This window comes from Streptomyces sp. NPDC046909, assembly GCF_040644695.1.
Classification (GTDB): domain Bacteria; phylum Actinomycetota; class Actinomycetes; order Streptomycetales; family Streptomycetaceae; genus Streptomyces.
Genome location: NZ_JBEYXC010000001.1, coordinates 317,027 through 333,086, shown reverse-complemented (window position 1 = coordinate 333,086; position 16,060 = coordinate 317,027). Strand labels below are relative to the sequence as shown.

Genomic DNA, 16,060 nt, shown 5'->3' with positions numbered 1-16,060 from the left:
GCGCAGGCATGAAGGGAAACCGGGGGAAACGACGATGAGCGTGACCGTGTCCGAGCCGCACTGGCGCCATGTGCCGGTGCGGCTGGACGTCGAGCGTTGGGCCACCCGTCGGACTCACAGGCGAGTCCTGGTCGTGGTGCACACGGTGATCGCGGGGCAACGGCTGCTCGACGCGATACGCCTGTGGGAGGGCGATGTAAGGGTGCAGACCTTCTTCACCCAGGCACCGGATGTGTTCAGCAACGGCGTGGCCGAGTTCCTGGACCGGCTGGGTGGCCTGGTGCTGCCCTGGAACCAGGCGGTGCAGACGCACTTCCACCTCGCGCTGGCCGCCAGCCACGGCAGTCTGCACGAACTGCAGACTCCGGTGATCGTGCTGCCGCACGGGGCCGGCCACAACAAGATCGCCCCGGCCGGGCGGAACGGTCCAGCAGCGGCGCAGCGCGGTGTGTACGGGCTCAGCAGGCAGCGGCTGGTGCGCGACGGCATGGTCGTGCCCGAGGTGATCGTCCTCGCCCATCACGAGGAGCTGACCAGGCTCGGCCACGAATGCCCCGAGGCGGTGCCGTCGGCGCAGGTGGTGGGCGACCCCTGCTTCGACCGGATCGCCGCGAGCGTCCCCTCCCGGGCCCTCTACCGGGAGGCGCTGAACGCGAGGGCCGGGCAGCAGCTGATCCTCGTCTGTTCGACCTGGGGTCCCGACTCGCTCCTCGCGCACGGCTGGGACGTCCTGCAGCGACTGGTCGCCGAACTGCCCCGGGACCGGTTCCGGATCGCCGCGCTCCTGCATCCCCACATCTGGAACGCGCACGGCGACTGGCAGGTCCGCTCCTGGCTCGCCGGACTGACCCGCTCGGGCATGACCCTGGTCAGCCCGTACGGGGACTGGGCCGGAGCGGTCGTCGCCGCCGACTACATCGTGGGCGACCACGGTTCGGTCTCGCTGTACGGCGCCATGACCGGCGTACCCGTCCTGATGGCAGGGCGGGCGGACCCCGACGTGGATCCGGGCTCGCCGCTGGCCGAACTCATGTCCTTCGCGCCCCGACTGCGCCCGGACCGGCCGCTGCTTCCCCAGCTGAGGCGGAGTTCCGCGGCCTGTCGCCCGCATCGATACGCGCGGGTCGCCGCCCGCATCACCTCGGAACCCGGCCGGTTCTCCCACAAGATGCGCGCCCTGCTCTATCGCAAACTGCGCTTACGGGCCCCCGCCACCCGGCCGACCACGGAACCGGCACGTCTGCCGCTCACGGTGCGGTACGACGAACCGGGCACCCCGACCGTGCCATGACGCCAGGGACGGTGGTCGCCCTGGCATACGACACGGCGGTGTCGCACCACGGCCGGGTCCACCGGGTCCGCACCGTGCTGCTGAACCCGGTCACCGGGAGCGTGAGCGTGGACGATCACGCGCGCACCCGGCTTCCCGCACCGGCCCGCTGGACCCAGCTCGGCGATGTGCTGATCGAACCTGACACGGACCCGGCAAGGGCCGACGCCCTGGCCTACTTCCATCCGGGTGCTCTGGTGACCGCGGCGTACCGGCGTTCTCACTGCCGGCTTCGGATCGGCCTTGCGGGAACCATCTGCGAACTCACCGCCTGCGGGGCGGGGCGACCGGCGGACGTGTGGGGAACCGTCGCCTCGCTGGCCCATGCGTGGCTGGTGGCCGGGCTGCCGGCCGAGGAGTTCGGGATGAGACCCCTGCGCCTCCTCCGCGGTCAGTCCTCCGGCTCCCCGCTCGGCGCCCGGTGGAGCCGGCGCCGTACGGACTCCGCGTCCGGCGACTGCGACCGGCCCACGGAGGAGTAGAGATCCAGCGCCTCGCGGTAGTGGTCCCGGGCAGTGCGCGCGTCCCCACGCTGCTCGGCGACCTCGCCCAGACCGCCCACGGCGCGGGCGATCTCGTAGTTCGCGGCCATCCCGCGCAGTGTCACCAGCGCGGCGGAGAACCGCTCTCCCGCCTGGTCGACCCGCCGCAGCGCGAGACACGAGCGGCCCAGGAGTGTGTCCGCCCGTGCGGCGTTGTACGCGTCGCCGGTTTCCTCCAGCGAGTCGCGGGCAGCACCGCCGTGCTCCAGCGCGCCATCGGGATCTCCGGTGGCGAGCGCGAGGTCGGCGAGGTTCAGCCGGGCCAGCGCACCGGCTCGCCGGTCCCCGCAGGCCGGCAGTTCAACGGCGGCCCGCTGGAATAACTCGGCTGCCTCGTCCAGCCGTTCGAGCCGCTGCAGGGCGAGCCCCCGGTAGTTGAGCGTACGGGCGCGCCCGAGCCGGTCGCCGCGCTGCTCGAATAACCGCGCGGCACGCTCGAACAGCTCCAGGGCGAGGTCGTGATCCCCCGAGCCGAGCCGCCCCACCCCGCCGGAGGTGAGCATCCGGCACTCCGCCGCGATGTCCCCCAACTCCCTTGCCGCCGCCACGCCTTCGTCGTGCGCGGCGTGCCAGTCGTCGTAGTACTTCCGCCGCAGGAAGAGCGGCCACAGGGCGTCGGCGAGCTGCCAGCCGACCGTGGGGAATCCGGCGGCGCGGGACTGGCGGAGCACCGCCATCAGATTGGGCAGCTCCCGCTCCAGCCAGTCCAGGGCCGCCTCGGCGTCGTGGCCGACGTCCGCGGTGACCACCGGCCCGTCGCCGTAGTCCCGGGCCATGGTGCGGTGTTGGGGGTCGATGACCGCCTCGGCGCGCGTGGCGCTCGCGAGGTAGTGGTCGGCGAGACGACGTATGGCCCGCTCCCGCTCGGCGCGTGGTTCGTCCTGCTGTGCCATCGCGATGGCGTGCAGCCGCACGAGGTCATGAAACCGATGGCGCCCCTCTCCGACCTCGGAGAGCAGGCTCGCGTCGTGCAGCGTCTCCAGCAGTTCCGCCGCGTCCTGCGCGCCGGACACCGCCGTCGCCGCCGCGGTGGCGAACTCGGGGCCCGGGTGCAGTCCCAGCAGCCGGTAGAGCCGTGCGGCCGAGGGCGGCAGGACCCGGTACGACACGTCCAGCGCTGCCCGGACATTGTGATCACCGTCGATGGCCAGCGCCTCCAACCGGTCGTGTTCTTCCTCGAGCGCGCGCACCATCGTGGTGATACGCCGCCTCGGTCGCGCCGACAGCCGGGCCCCGGCGACCCGGACGGCCAGGGGCAGCCCTGCGCACAACTCGACCAAGGTGCGGGCGTCCTCGGGCTCCGCGGTGACCCGGTCGTCGGACAGCGTGTCGGCGAGCAGTTCTATGGCCGCCTCCGGGGCGAGCGCCTCCAGGTGAACGGCACAGCAACCGTCGACGGCCAGCCCGGTCAACCGGCTGCGGCTGGTCACCGCCGTCACGTTCCCGCCGCCCGGCAACAAGGGGCGCACCTGGGCTGCGGTGGCCGCGTCGTCGAGCAGCACGACAAGACGTCGGCCGGCGGTCAACGACCGGTACAGCGCCGCCCGTTCGGCCGGGTCGGCGGGGACCTGCTGCCCGGGAGCTCCCAGAGCCCGCAGAAAGCGGCCGAGTATCTCGTACGGCAGCACCGGCCCACCGGTCGACTGGGCTCCGAGGTCCGCGTAGAGCTGACCGTCCGGAAAATGCGGGCGCAGGGTGTTCAGCCATCTCAGGGCCAGGGTGGTCTTCCCGACACCGCCCAGTCCGCTCACCGCGGCCAGCATGTGCCGCTTCTCCCTCATGACACGGGCCCGATGCCGTTCCAGTGCGTCCAACTCCGGTACGCGGTCGACCACATGCCCGCAAGGCGGCAGCTCCCAGGGCGTCTGTCCGACGGGGCTTACCTCTGAACCGAAGTGCACACCGCCATACACCACACCCGTCTGAACCACCGCACCATGCACCGTGCCGCTCAACTCGTTGCGGGAACCGAGCCCGTGGCCCTGCACGTGTGCCCCCCACCGCGCGTCCGTACCGATGCGTCGGGAGAATCCTTTCCGCACACGCGGTCGATATCCATGGGACGCCAGACGGGTCACGCGCACCGGCATCGCCCCAGGCGACGGGGTGTCCGCGGATCAGAACAGGCGGTAGGTATATTAACAGCGTTGTTTTCGCGGCTGGTTGGCCACCGCTCAGCGCACGAGCCAGGAACTCGGCACCCGCAGCAGCGCGGGATGCCGCGAGTTCTTTCTCGACCTGCAGAAGCTGCGCTGCGGTGACGGCATCTCCGCCGCATCCATTCAGAAGGCGTTCACACCCTGTCCCGCGATCGCCTTCCACCTCATCGGCGCTCCCACCGAGATCCGAACACCGCTGACGGAAGACCCACGGGTCACACTGCACTCCGACCTGGCGTCCGCTTGGGACCAGTGGGCGTAACAGCAGCCCCCTTCTCCCGCTCCAGTCGGCGGTGCGGGGCTCTGCCCCCCCTCACAGGACAATGTCGGAGATGGACTCCTGGCCGGCACCGGTCGTCCAGGCCGACGGTTCAGCCACTCGCTCAGCCCGTCTCACGCCTCGCCCAGGTGCAGGTGTGGTCGGCACGTGGCGGGTCAGTCGGGGTCGCATACCGCTCCTCGTCGAACGCATGCCGAAGACGAGACCCGCACCGAGCACCCGTCGTCCACCAGGCGGCCCTACGGGCCCGACCATCAGCCGTGGCCTATCGCGCCTCATTGCCGCAGAACGGCCAAGTACCGCCGGCGAGACGGGAACCGTGCGGACGAAGCCGCCTTTTTCCGTATTCCTAGAGGTAAGCGCCTCACACTACGCTTTCCAGGACAGCGCGGTGTTCATCCGGGGGGCCGCTGATGCGCAGAGTGAGCAGCCGCAGTGCCGATTCCCCCGAAGCCGATGCCATGGCACGGGTGAATCACCTCCGCTGGATCGCTCTCGGCGGCGCGGCCTGGCGGACTCTCTCCCTCGCCATCATGATCGTCGCCGCTGCGAAACTACTGTCCGAGCAGCCCCAGCTCCTTACGGCCATGGGGGCCTTGATCGCAGGAAACGGCATCCTGCTGTTCCTGGTGGTCCGGCGCCGGGCGGCATCGTTGTTGAAGTCGACGGCGTTCTGCGCAGCAGACCTAGGCCTTGCCGTGACGGCGAATTTCTGGGCGAGTGCCGTCATCCCTGAGCACACGGTCTATCTGCAGAACCACGATCTGTTCAACCCGTACCTCTGGGGAACCACCATGTTGTGGACAGGACTACAAGGAATCCGTACCGGACTGGTGATCCTCGTGGGCGCGGCGCTGCCCGTGCAGCTCGGCATGGCATGGCTGAACGGGTACGACATCACCTCGCCCGGCTGGGCGGACATCGTCGCTCGGGATCTGTGGCTGCTGACCAGCTTCGTCGTCAGCGCGATCATCGCGGCACTCTCATGGGAAGCGGCCTATTCCAGCGCGGCGGCGGCCTTCCGAGCAGGGCGTGTGGAACAGCTCAAGTCGCTGCACGACAGCGTGCTGCAGACACTCGAGCTCATCGGCAAGAAAGCGACGGCTGCTGAACTCCCACCGGAAGAACGGTTGTCCACGATCCGTGTCGACGCGGAGCGACAGGCCGACGACATCAGGACCGTGCTCGCGGCCATCGACGGACACCACGGGAGTGCGCTCGACAGGGAACTGAGGGACTTGGTGGTCGAATTCCATCCGCGCCGCCTCATTGTCGAACTCATCGCCGATGAACTACCTGCGGAGCCCGGGCCGATGGCCACGCTGGCCATCGCCGGCGCGGTCAGGGAAGCCCTCGCGAACGTCGTCAAGCACGCCCGGGTAGGACACGCAGTGGTACGGCTGACCGTGCGGAGCGGGGCTGTCCGCGTGACCGTGCGGGACCAGGGCGTCGGCTACGACGTCGAGCGACAGAGCGCCGGCTTCGGCATCCGCAACTCGGTCGTCGGGCGGATGGAACACGTCGGGGGCACGGCGGCGATCGAGTCGTGCCCCGGGGAGGGAACCAAGGTGACGCTGTGGGTGCCGCTCCGATCGCAGTCGTGATCCTCGAGGACCATCCGATGTTCCGTGAGCACCTGGTCAAGATGGTGGAGAACACACCTGACATGACGGTGGTGGCCTTCGCCGACAGGGTCGAAGACGTCACGGCCGAGGAGTTCGTGCGAGCGGATGTCGTTCTCCTCGACCTGACCCTCAGGGGACTGTCCGGTATCCCCGTGGTGCACAGGCTCGCCACCCATGGTCACCGGGTGCTGGTGTTCTCGAACCAGGGAGCCCCTGCCACGGTCACCGCTGCGATCAAGTCCGGTGCGCGCGGCTATATGACCAAACACAGCGAGGAGGACGAAGTCCTGGCGGCCGTCCGGTCTGTGGCCCGCGGAGGTCTGTACGTCGGCCCTCGGCAACTCGATCCGGCGCTCGCGGCGCACGTTCTGTCATGGCGCGAGATCGATCTCACTCAGCGCGAACTGCAAGTACTGGAACTCGTGGCCGACGGTGAAACCGACAAGCAGATCGCCCGCAGCCTCGGTATCGCTCTGACCACCGAGCTCGGATATCTCCGCAACGTCCGGGACAAGCTCCACCGGCGACGACGGATCGAACTCTTGCGCTTCGCCGCCGAATACGGCATCTCTCCTCCCTCCCGCTGACCTTGGCCAGACCGTCATTTCTGACCTGCCGGACAGCCTGCACCGACCTCCATGCTGAGCTCCGCATCACCCGCACGAGCCGGAGGGACACCATGTGGTCGAAAACCAGGCGGAGGCTGGTCTGCAGTGTTGCCGCGTTTCTGCTGGCAGCAGGGAGCACCGCAACAGTTGTACCAACGGCGACGGCAGCGCCCCGAGCGCCTGCCGCGCCATGCACCGCCACCTTCTTGGGGGTGCACGGTCTGAACGAGGACCACACGTCGCCGATGGTCCACAGCGTCTGGGAGCACTACCTGGACGCCATGCACAAGCGGGGACAATCCGCCAACGCGATCTTCCTCGCCCATCCGAAGCGGACCGGCGTGGACTTCTGGGACTGGCTCCACGGCAAACCGGTGGACGAGAATCCGGTAGAGCAGGGCATCGAGGCCCTCGACGACATGGTCGACCACACCAATAAGCTGTGCAGCCCGGCCCGGCTGGTCCTCGTGGGTTACTCAGCGGGTGCGTGGAGTGTCGACGTCTGGCTGCGGAACGCGTCGCCCGCGCTGAAGTCCCAAGTGGTCGGCGTCGTACTCCTCGGAGATCCCCAGTGGTACGACGAGAAGCACGGAAACCGAGGGCTCGCGCACCTCTTCGGCTTCGGATTCGACCCCAAGAAGGACCCCTACATCCCTCCGGAGTGGATGAGCCGAATCCAGAGCTGGTGCGTTTCCGGTGACCCGGTCTGCGGCACCGGATACGGCACGAGCGCGAGCGAAGCTGCCCGGCAGGCCGCAGACGCCGCGACAATGCTCGTCACACGCAAGTGCACGACACACTGCGCCTACATTCCGGAAGCCACGCGCCATGGCGGAAGGTTCCTGGCCGGCCTGTCGACCCGCTGAGCGGTCATCGTGCCCTCCCGCGACGCAACTCCTGACAACTACACACCAACCGGGCCCATCGGCGGCCGGTGCGCAGGAGCGGTGCGTCCGGCGACGTACCGGCCGTATCCGCTACCTGGCACCGGACCGCTCTGCGGTGCCCCGGCCTCGGCCGGTCGGGGCACCTTCTCGCTACGGCACGTCAGGGCGCGCAGATGACTCGGGCTCGGACCCGCCAGACAGGGCTTCGCCGGGACGGCGAGTCAGCCCTCGTCCGGCACCAACCTCAGCTAGATACTGTTGATGCAGTACCACTGATCCGTCGGGGTGGCATACCCCTCCCCCTCGAACACATGCCCAAGGTGAGAGCCGCACCGAGCACACCGCACCTCAGTCCGCACCATCCCACGCGACCGATCCTCAATAAGTTCCACCGCATCGGAGTTGCGTGCATCGTAGAAGCTCGGCCATACATGTCTCTTTCACGCCAGCACCCCGGGTCTTCCCTTCGGCCCGAGGACCAGCCACGCTGGGGACAGTAGGCCAACGGCTAGCCCGTGACCGCACACAGCACACGACCCGCGGTGAGCTCATTGACGCCGGAAGCCGGAGTCGGTCACGACATGAGCGGAAATGCCCACCTACTTCCAAAACTGTGTGGGCGTCCCGTCGGGCTCCAGCCCGTGGGGCCACCGCAAGGCCGCTCCCTGGGCTCTCCACACCTCGTCGTCGCCTACGTCGGCGGCCAGGCGATAGAGGGCATCAGCTCCACCGTGATCCCCAGCTTCGTCCCGTATCTGCGCCATCTCCCAGGTAGTGCTGAGCCTCGTTGAGCCATACCACCGTGTACGGCTGAACCCGTTCGAGATCCTCAAGTGCGGCCTCCGCCCGCCGACACCGAAGGGGTGCCAGAGTCTCCAGCCCTGGTTCGCAAGCGGCTGGACGGCTTCCCAGCAAGCCCTCGTCTTGCCTGTCGACGAGGTCCCGACCAAGACAACCATCCGGCTCTGACCTCGCGCAGCATCCCTCACTGCGTGGGCAAGGATCTGGTCGTGGTCACGTGACACATAGCCGGGCAGCGCCTGCTCGGGGGCCTTGCCGTTTTCGTGTCCACGCAGCGCAAGTCCGGCAGGGTGAACCTCCAAGTCGTAGGCGTTCCACTCGCCGACCGGCTTTCCGGGGCCGTCTTTTCCGGTAACGGGGATCTCTCCGGAGGCCGCCCTGCGAAGATTCAGCAGCTCATCGCCCGGCAAACGCAGGACTCCGGCCAGCGCCAAAACAGTACTGGCTGACGGAACGAAGGCACCGGGCTGGAACGCCTCTTGCACAGTTGTGCGCCCCAGATTCGCCTGGCGTGCAAGCTGCGTCTTCGTCAGCCCAGCGTGCGCCAACCCGTCCATGAGTCGCCTACGCAGCTCTGCAAGCGCCACATCGCGCTCCTCCGTGCTGATGGTATTGCTCGCGCTGCTGGTTGGCGCCGGCGCAGGCAAGCTCGCCCGCCTCGAACGTGCCACATACCCGGCTGCGGTGATGCAGGCTGCCGCCGCATGCCTCGCAGTGCTCGCTCTCACTGCGGCCGTGACTGACGCCCTCTCAACAGCCCTCCGCTGAATCTGCCCGGCTCGCTGCACACTTCGATCTCCAGCCCGCCCCGAGGCGCCCCGCACCCGCGTCAAGCAGCCGCCAACGGCCTCCGTCGATGCACCACGCGTACACGCCTTGACAGGAACTCCCGGGCAGAATTGAGAAGCCCCCGACAGAGAAAGGGTCATGACCAAGCCGTAAGGCCAGGCCGGAGCCCGACGGCAGATGAGCCGGGCGCACGTCCGGATCAGTCTTCGCCCGCCGTCAGTCGCAACGAGATGCTGTTGATGCAGTACCGCTGACAACGGGTTGCGCCCTCTAGATCGTGACCACGTGCACGTCCGACGGGGCCAGCACCTCCAGGTAGGCGCGGATGTCGTCCGGATCGCTGGTGAAGATGACCGCGCTGCCGTGCCGGGCGGCGGCCAGCGCCACCCAGGCATCCACCGCATCCGGGCGCTTCTTCGCAGGCAAGGCCGCCTGCCCGAGCGCGGTCGCGACGCGACGCCAGTCGGCCAGGTCCGGTCCCGCTGCGCAGGCCAGACATTCCGGCCGTCCGGCCTTCGTGTCCCGCATCGGAGACTCAGCGGAACGGGCCTGCGGCACCGTGCAGTCCTTGAGCACGCCGGACAGCGTATGCACCAGGGCCGGACGAGGCCGCCAGACCTGGGCAAAGACCGGGCCGAGCACCAACGCCCGATGCGGAGCGGAGCGCAGCCCCTCGTGCAGGGCGACGGCTTTGGCCTTGCGGTCGGCGAGCGCGATCAGCATCCCGGTGTCGTAGACCGGGACCCGTGCGCTCACGCTGCATGCCCCGGACGATCCGCATTCCGATCTGCGCCATGCACCAGCCCGAGGGCCTCCTCGACCTCACGACGCTCCTGCTCGGTGAGATCCCCAGCGCCCGCCGCCGGCTCCTCCGACAGCGCGTCGGCCTCGGCCTCGGCCCTGGCAATGAGCGCGTCCACACCGGCGAACTGCTCCTCTATGGCGTCAGTCTCCGCCATCTGCCGCGTGGCCGCATGGACCAGATAGGCCGACACGTCCAAGCCCGCTCGCTCGGCGTGCTCCTTGATCCGCTCGGCCTGTGCCACGTCGAGACTGATACTGATCCGGGTCTTCGCCATACCAGCAGTGTATGACGCGTATTACGCAAGGCCAAGCGGTAGCACCTCGCCCGGAAATCGCCCGAGTGCCGAAGGGAGGGCACCTGCGCCCGCAGTCAAAGCCGGTCATCATCGGAAACCCAACGAGCAGGCACGAAGCCCAATAGACCCAAATCCATTCAGCAGTCACACGCCAAGCAGCCGATTCACGAGAATTCGGACAACATCCACGCGAACCAGAGAAAGGGCGGGATGGACAGTTCCGTAACGCCGATGGAGCGGCTCCGAGCTTTGGATCACCTCACCCCCCGCGATGCCGCCAAGGCGTGGGGCGTGCCCACGAAGGACATCCATCGTGTGGCGCAGCAGATCACCTACATCCGCAAGGGGATGTGGGGCTCATTGGCCCCCGACCGGCCGCGCTGCCCTGAGCCGGTGGCTTCGTTCTTCGGGTTTCCCTGCAAGCTACCGATCGAGCAGGGCGGGCAGGTCTGTTCCCTGCACCGGAAAGCAACCGGACACCCGGGGTATGAACTGGCCGATGAGGCCCTCGCCACGGTGCAGGCCCACCCCGGCTGGAAAGAGCTGCGTGAGCGCCTCCTGACCCTGAACAAGCGGACATTGCAGACCGAACGACAACGGCTGAGCAGAGAACTCGAAGCAGGTGCCACTCTGACCGAAGAGGACTACCGCCTCACCGCCCTGCTCCTGCCGTCCTCCGATCCGGCGACTCAGGGCAGGCGCGCCCTCGGCTTGCCCGGTCCTAATGACGGTGTCGGCGACGCGGCCAGGCTACGCGGACTCGGTGCCCTGCTCGCAGCCGCCGACGCCGCGGTGCTCGGGCTTCCTGTCGAAACCACGATACGAGCGTCGGGCAACAGGGCAGACACAAAGATCGAACCCGCCCGAAAGAAGGGCCCGTTGCTATACACCATCACCCAGGCTGCAGAGCGCCTCGGAGTATCGCTCTCCTGGCTCCGAACCGAATCAGCATGCGGCCATGTTCCTTACCGCCAGATCGGCGGACACCGCATGTTCAGTGAAGAAGACCTCGCAGAGATCGTGAAGAGCGCCTATCGCCCGAGCCACGGTCGCACGCGCTATGGCAGGCGATGACCAACGGCAAGCCATCAGCCCGCGTCGTCCTCCGGCACCAACCGCAACGAGATCGAGTTGATGCAGTACCGCTGATCCGTCGGAGTCGGGTAACCCTCCCCCTCGAACACATGGCCAAGATGCGACCCGCACCGCGCACACCGCACCTCGGTCCGCACCATCCCGTGGGACCGGTCCTGGAGCAGCTCCACGGCGTCCGTGTCCTTGGGGTCGTAGAAGCTCGGCCAGCCGCAGTGGGACTCGAACTTCGTGGTGGAGGTGAAGAGTTCGGCACCGCAGGCGCGGCAGGAGTAGACGCCGGTCGTCTTGGTGTCGGTGTACTCACCGGTGAACGCGGGCTCCGTACCGGCCTGGCGCAGCACGGCGTACTCGGCCGGGCTCAGCTCCGCGCGCCACTGCTCGTCCGGCTTTTCGACGTCGTACGACATGAAGCTCAGCCCCTATCCAAAGTCAGCTACGCGAGACGGTCCAGGATGCGCGGGCCGAGGTCCGTGACGTCGCCCGCGCCCATGGTGAGAACGAGATCACCGGGCTTCGCCATTCCCGCGACCACCGCGGGGACGTCCGCCTTGTCGTGCACCGGCGTCACGTCCGCGCCCGCGGCCCGCGCCGCCTCGATGATCAGCTCGCTCGTGACCCCGGGGATCGGGTCCTCGCGGGCCGGGTAGATGTCCAGGACCAGCGAGCCGTCCGCGAGGGACAGCGACTGGCCCATCTCCTTGCCCAGCTCCTGGGTGCGGGAGAAGAGGTGGGGCTGGAAGACGACGAGGATGCGGGCGTCGCCGGCGGCCGCGCGCATCGCCTCCAGGTCGGCGGTCATCTCGGTCGGGTGGTGGGCGTAGGAGTCGATGACCTGCACCCCGGCCGCCTCGCCCTTCAGCTGGAGCCGCCGCTTCACCCCCGTGTACGCCGCCAGCGCCGGGGCCAGTTCCTCGGCCGGCACGCCGAGCGCGACGCCCGCCGCGAGGGCGGCGACCGCGTTGTGCGCGTAGTGGCGGCCGGGGACGGAGACCGTGAAGGTCAGTTCCTTCCCGCCGAGCAGTACGGTGACCTCGCTCTTCAGCCCCTGCGCCACGACCGACAGCACCCGTACGTCGGCGTCCTCGGCCTCGCCGTACGTCACCGTCCGCACCGCACCGGCCACCCGCCGGGTCAGCTCGCGCGCGCCCTCGTGGTCGGAGGAGATCACCAGGGTGCCGCCGGGGACGATCTTCGCGGCGAAGGTCTCGAAGGACTCGTAGATCTCGTCCATGGACGCGTAGTTCGCGTGGTGGTCGAGCTCGACGTTGAGGACGATCGCGACCTCGGGGGCGTACTTGTGGAAGCTGCGGTCCGATTCATCCGCCTCGGCGACGAAGATCTCACCGTCGCCGTGCAGCGCGTTGGAGCCGGGGGCGTCCAGGTCGCCGCCGATCGCGTACGAGGGCTTCAGCCCCAGCTCCGACAGGGAGACCGCCAGCATCGAGGTGGTCGTCGTCTTCCCGTGCGTACCCGCCACCGCGATCGGCCGCAGCCCCTCCATCAGCGCGGCCAGCGCGTCGGAACGGTGCACCACCGGAATCCCCAGCTCGGCCGCGCGCGCCAGCTCCGGATTGTCCTGCCGGATCGCCGACGACACGACCACACAGCTCGCGTCCTCGGCGAGATGCTCCGCCGCGTGCCCGATGTGCACGGTCGCCCCGAGCGCCCGCAGGGCCGCGGCGGTCTCCGACTCCTTCGCATCGCTGCCGGCCACCTTGGCACCGCGCTGCGCGAGGATCTTCGCGATCCCCGACATCCCGGCGCCGCCGATGCCGATGAAGTGCGGTCGGTCCATGGCGGTGGGAAGGGTGCCGGGTGCCACGTGATGTCTCCCTGTGCGTACAGATACGGCGGACGTACGGCGACCACCCTATGCAATGGGATATGGGTGATGGCGGCTGGCTCTCACGCCTTGCTGTGCGAGAACAACTTCAGCACCGGCACCCCCACCTTGTGCCGAGCCCGAGAAGCCCAGTCCCGGTGGAAGAACTCCTCCACATAGTGCGGATCGGTCAGCACGATCACCTCATCCGCCCCGACCTCCTCCACCAGCCCCTTCAGCGCGTCCAGCGGATGATCCTCGATCAACCGCCCCTCCGCCGAACCCCCGGACGCACGCAGCGCCTGGAGCGAAACCTCCAGCGCCCGCTCCCCGAAGGGCCTCGCCGCATCGCCCTCGGGCACCTCGCGCTCCTTGGCCGCCTCGTCCAGCTCGCCCAGCGCGACGTCGTCGATGGCCCGCAGCAGGCGGTCCGCCTGGTCGCCGCGCGGCTGGAGCAGTACGTGGAAGGAGACCTGCTCGTCCCCGTGCAAGGTGGTGACGAACTCCACGTCGGCGGAGGTCAGGGCCTTTTCGATCATCAGTACGCTTGTGAACACCGCGCGCCCCTTCTGCGGAAACCATCCTGCCCCGTGATCTCACGGAGGCTGCGAGATTTAGTGTGCCCGTCGGAAGCTAAACGGAACGGTAGATTCCGCCGTTTTCGGGATCGACGGTACCGCTGAACGAATTTCAGGACCGCTGGTAGCGGCTGAAGAGGAACCCCTCCTCCTCCAGGAGGGACACCAGTGCGAACCGTTGCGGAACCGCTGCAGAAGGCCCCCCGGCGATCCGCTGCGCGTCTCCCGCGGTGAGCATCGGGGAGACGGTCAGACAGAGCTCGTCGAGGACCCCGGCCGCCACGAACTGTCCGAGCAGCCGCGGACCGCCCTCCGTGAGCAATCGGGTGAATCCGAGATCGCCGAGTGCCTGTACGGCGCGGGCGGGCTCCACCCCGACCCCGTCACCGGCGGTCACCACCCGCGCGCCGGCCTTCTCCGCCGCCGCGATCCGGTCGGGGGCGGCCGCGGCGCCGGTGAGGATCAGGGTGGGGACGAGGGGGGACGTGAAGAGCGGCAGGGAGAAGTCCAGATCGAGGCTCGCGCTGACGACCGCGATCGCCGCCGCGGGGCTCTGCCCGGCCGCCTCCCTCCGCGCCGCGAACTCCGCACGCGCGCGTGCCGGGCGGTACCCCTCCTGGCGTACCGTTTCCGCGCCTACGACGATCACGTCCGCCAGCCCCCTGAGCGCGCCGAAGATCCGCATGTCGGCCGCGGTGGAGATGGGCTGCGACTTCCCGTCGTGCTGCGCGGCGCCGTCGAGCGTGGACACCATGTTGGCCCGCAGCCACGGCACCGGCTGCCCGCCGGCGAGGGCCTCGGGGTAGGCGTAGGCATCGGCCAGCTCGTCGAGGCTCCACTCGCGGTCGATCAGGTCGACCACGTTCGGGATCGGGAGGACCCGCAGTCCGGAACCGGCGGACCGGAAGCGTCCGGCGTCGGCACCACGGACACGGGCGCTCCGCCCCTCCCCCGTAGGGTCCCCACTGGTGCCAGTGGGCCCACCGACCCCATCGACCCCACCGGTCCCATCAGCCCCACCAGCCCCACCAGCCCCAGGCACCTCAGCGACCCCACCGGACCCGAAGGCCCACTCAGGCCCACCACCCCCAGGGCCCACGTCGGCACCCCCCGCCCCCACACCCCCGGCCCCACCGCCGGAGGCCCTCGTCGCTGTCTGGTCGGTCACAGGGAACAGGCGTCGCATGTCGTGCAGTGTGGCACGGCGCTTAGCATGGGGAACCGTGTCGTCCTCCTCCGCCGCCCAGGGGATCAGCCCTATAGCAGACGCGGCCCCGCTGTCCTTGTGCGCCCGCGAGCCGTACGTCCCGGCCGACCGGTTGGTCGCCGAGATGGTGCCGCCGCCGCGCTTCGACTCGGTCCGCTTCAGCACGTACATACCGGACCCGAACCAGCCCAGCCAGATCGAGGCCGTCAAGATCCTCGAAGGCTTCGCGGGCGGACTCGGCGGGGCGCATGCCGTCGCCGGCGGGAAGCGCGGGTTCTTCGGGTTCGGGAAGGCGAAGGAGAAGGGGAGGGGCAAGGCGCCCAAGGTCCCCGCCGGCCCTCGCGGTGTCTATCTCGACGGTGGCTACGGCGTCGGCAAGACCCACCTCCTCGCCTCCCTCTGGCACGCCACCCCGGCCGAGCCCGGTCTCAAGGCGTTCGGCACCTTCGTCGAGCTCACCAACCTCGTGGGCGCCCTCGGTTTCCAGCAGACCGTGCAGACGCTCTCCGGGCACCGCCTCCTCTGCATCGACGAGTTCGAGCTCGACGACCCGGGCGACACCGTCCTGGTGTCCAGTCTGCTCCGCAAACTGGTCGACGCGGGGGTCGCGCTCGCCGCCACCTCCAACACCCTCCCGGGCAAGCTCGGCGAGGGCCGCTTCGCGGCGGTGGACTTCCTGCGCGAGATCCAGGGGCTCAGCGCCCACTTCCGTACGCTGCGCATCGACGGCGAGGACTACCGGCACCGCGGGCTGCCCGAGGCTCCGGCGCCGTACTCGGACGAGCAGGTCACCAAGGCGGCGTACGCCACCGAGGGCGCCTCGCTCGACGACTTCCCGCATCTGCTGGAGCACCTCGCCCGCGTCCACCCCAGCCGGTACGGCGCGCTGGCGGATGGCCTGAAGGCGGTGTGCCTCACCGACGTACAGCCGATTCCGGATCAGTCGACCGCGCTGCGGCTCGTGGTGCTCGCGGACCGGTTGTACGACCGTGAGGTGCCGGTGCTGGCGTCCGGACTGCCGTTCGACCAGCTGTTCAGCGAGGAGATGCTGAACGGCGGCTACCGCAAGAAGTACTTCCGGGCCATCTCCCGGCTCACGGCGCTGGCCCGCGACGGCAAGCGGATCGTCGAGGCTCTCTAACCCGGCAACTCTCCCAGGTCAAGAGGTACTTCAGGCCAGCCGACCACGCTTTTCAGGCTCTCTTCAGCCCGAAACGCTAAGTTAACCCTGCAAACA

The 16,060-nt window shown here is 68.9% G+C and carries 16 protein-coding genes and 1 pseudogene; 8 read left to right on the top strand and 9 right to left on the bottom strand.

Annotated elements, in window-relative coordinates; translation table 11 throughout:
• The first annotated feature begins 34 nt into the window (after nucleotides 1-34).
• On the top strand, nucleotides 35-1,291 hold the full coding sequence (locus ABZ928_RS01420; protein WP_361514400.1) for a hypothetical protein: 1,257 nt from the start codon (nucleotides 35-37) through the stop codon (nucleotides 1,289-1,291).
• Nucleotides 1,288-1,812 (top strand): hypothetical protein, encoded by a 525-nt coding sequence (locus tag ABZ928_RS01415; protein ID WP_361514399.1) that lies wholly within the window; start codon nucleotides 1,288-1,290, stop codon nucleotides 1,810-1,812. Before ABZ928_RS01420 ends, ABZ928_RS01415 begins: the two co-directional genes overlap by 4 nt.
• Here the strand turns inward: ABZ928_RS01415 and ABZ928_RS01410 are convergent.
• Nucleotides 1,722-3,860, bottom strand: a complete 2,139-nt coding sequence (locus ABZ928_RS01410; RefSeq protein ID WP_361514398.1) for a tetratricopeptide repeat protein — start codon at nucleotides 3,858-3,860, stop codon at nucleotides 1,722-1,724. The genes ABZ928_RS01415 and ABZ928_RS01410 overlap by 91 nt on opposite strands.
• 175 nt (nucleotides 3,861-4,035) lie before the next feature.
• On the opposite strand from ABZ928_RS01410, the gene ABZ928_RS01405 reads away from it, so the two are divergent.
• From ABZ928_RS01405 to ABZ928_RS01390, 4 genes are all read left to right on the top strand, one after another.
• Nucleotides 4,036-4,293, top strand: a complete 258-nt coding sequence (locus ABZ928_RS01405; protein ID WP_361514397.1) for a hypothetical protein — start codon at nucleotides 4,036-4,038, stop codon at nucleotides 4,291-4,293.
• 440 nt (nucleotides 4,294-4,733) lie between these two features.
• The gene (locus ABZ928_RS01400) at nucleotides 4,734-5,915 is read left to right on the top strand and encodes an ATP-binding protein (RefSeq protein ID WP_361514396.1); all 1,182 of its coding nucleotides are present in this window, start codon (nucleotides 4,734-4,736) and stop codon (nucleotides 5,913-5,915) included.
• Complete coding sequence (locus ABZ928_RS01395) at nucleotides 5,912-6,523, top strand: response regulator transcription factor (protein ID WP_361514395.1); 612 nt, start codon at nucleotides 5,912-5,914, stop codon at nucleotides 6,521-6,523. The genes ABZ928_RS01400 and ABZ928_RS01395 overlap by 4 nt, the downstream gene beginning before the upstream one ends.
• A 233-nt stretch (nucleotides 6,524-6,756) precedes the next feature.
• On the top strand, nucleotides 6,757-7,410 hold the full coding sequence (locus ABZ928_RS01390; RefSeq protein WP_361514394.1) for a cutinase family protein: 654 nt from the start codon (nucleotides 6,757-6,759) through the stop codon (nucleotides 7,408-7,410).
• Nucleotides 7,411-7,679: 269 nt separating this feature from the next.
• Here ABZ928_RS01390 and ABZ928_RS01385 read toward each other — a convergent pair.
• The 4 genes and pseudogenes from ABZ928_RS01385 to ABZ928_RS01370 all read right to left on the bottom strand — a co-directional run.
• Nucleotides 7,680-7,859 (bottom strand): annotated as a pseudogene (locus ABZ928_RS01385) (peptide-methionine (R)-S-oxide reductase); the annotation flags it as partial.
• Between the two features lie 171 nt (nucleotides 7,860-8,030).
• Nucleotides 8,031-8,819, bottom strand: coding sequence for a hypothetical protein (locus tag ABZ928_RS01380; RefSeq protein ID WP_361514393.1), 789 nt, complete (start codon nucleotides 8,817-8,819; stop codon nucleotides 8,031-8,033).
• 472 nt (nucleotides 8,820-9,291) lie between these two features.
• Nucleotides 9,292-9,744, bottom strand: a complete 453-nt coding sequence (locus ABZ928_RS01375; protein ID WP_361514392.1) for a hypothetical protein — start codon at nucleotides 9,742-9,744, stop codon at nucleotides 9,292-9,294.
• Between the two features lie 29 nt (nucleotides 9,745-9,773).
• A complete protein-coding gene (locus ABZ928_RS01370) occupies nucleotides 9,774-10,100 on the bottom strand; it encodes a ribbon-helix-helix protein, CopG family (RefSeq protein ID WP_361514391.1) in 327 nt (108 codons plus the stop codon).
• A 231-nt stretch (nucleotides 10,101-10,331) separates the two neighbouring features.
• On the opposite strand from ABZ928_RS01370, the gene ABZ928_RS01365 reads away from it, so the two are divergent.
• Nucleotides 10,332-11,195, top strand: a complete 864-nt coding sequence (locus ABZ928_RS01365; protein ID WP_361514390.1) for a helix-turn-helix domain-containing protein — start codon at nucleotides 10,332-10,334, stop codon at nucleotides 11,193-11,195.
• Between the two features lie 14 nt (nucleotides 11,196-11,209).
• Here ABZ928_RS01365 and msrB read toward each other — a convergent pair whose 3' ends face one another.
• The 4 genes from msrB to ABZ928_RS01345 all read right to left on the bottom strand — a co-directional run bounded on the left by msrB (nucleotide 11,210) and on the right by ABZ928_RS01345 (nucleotide 14,478).
• Nucleotides 11,210-11,623: a peptide-methionine (R)-S-oxide reductase MsrB gene (gene msrB / locus ABZ928_RS01360; RefSeq protein WP_361514389.1), complete on the bottom strand. Its 414-nt coding sequence runs from the start codon at nucleotides 11,621-11,623 to the stop codon at nucleotides 11,210-11,212.
• 26 nt (nucleotides 11,624-11,649) lie between these two features.
• On the bottom strand, nucleotides 11,650-13,038 hold the full coding sequence (gene murC, locus ABZ928_RS01355; protein ID WP_361514388.1) for a UDP-N-acetylmuramate--L-alanine ligase: 1,389 nt from the start codon (nucleotides 13,036-13,038) through the stop codon (nucleotides 11,650-11,652).
• 83 nt (nucleotides 13,039-13,121) lie between these two features.
• Nucleotides 13,122-13,595 (bottom strand): indole-3-glycerol phosphate synthase, encoded by a 474-nt coding sequence (locus tag ABZ928_RS01350; RefSeq protein WP_361514387.1) that lies wholly within the window; start codon nucleotides 13,593-13,595, stop codon nucleotides 13,122-13,124.
• Between the two features lie 133 nt (nucleotides 13,596-13,728).
• Nucleotides 13,729-14,478: a pyrimidine reductase family protein gene (locus ABZ928_RS01345; RefSeq protein ID WP_361514386.1), complete on the bottom strand. Its 750-nt coding sequence runs from the start codon at nucleotides 14,476-14,478 to the stop codon at nucleotides 13,729-13,731.
• A gap of 361 nt (nucleotides 14,479-14,839) precedes the next feature.
• Between ABZ928_RS01345 and zapE the strand changes: the two genes are divergently transcribed.
• A complete protein-coding gene (gene zapE, locus ABZ928_RS01340; protein WP_361514385.1) occupies nucleotides 14,840-15,964 on the top strand; it encodes a cell division protein ZapE in 1,125 nt (374 codons plus the stop codon).
• Nucleotides 15,965-16,060: the final 96 nt, after the last annotated feature.

Coding starts and splice junctions, on each gene's coding strand:
- ABZ928_RS01420 (WP_361514400.1), top strand. CDS start 35: ATGAGCGTGACCGTGTCCGAGCCGCACTGGCGCCATGTGCCGGTGCGG.
- ABZ928_RS01415 (WP_361514399.1), top strand. CDS start 1,288: ATGACGCCAGGGACGGTGGTCGCCCTGGCATACGACACGGCGGTGTCG.
- ABZ928_RS01375 (WP_361514392.1), bottom strand. CDS start 9,744: ATGCTGATCGCGCTCGCCGACCGCAAGGCCAAAGCCGTCGCCCTGCAC.
- ABZ928_RS01370 (WP_361514391.1), bottom strand. CDS start 10,100: ATGGCGAAGACCCGGATCAGTATCAGTCTCGACGTGGCACAGGCCGAG.
- ABZ928_RS01365 (WP_361514390.1), top strand. CDS start 10,332: ATGGACAGTTCCGTAACGCCGATGGAGCGGCTCCGAGCTTTGGATCAC.
- msrB (WP_361514389.1), bottom strand. CDS start 11,623: ATGTCGTACGACGTCGAAAAGCCGGACGAGCAGTGGCGCGCGGAGCTG.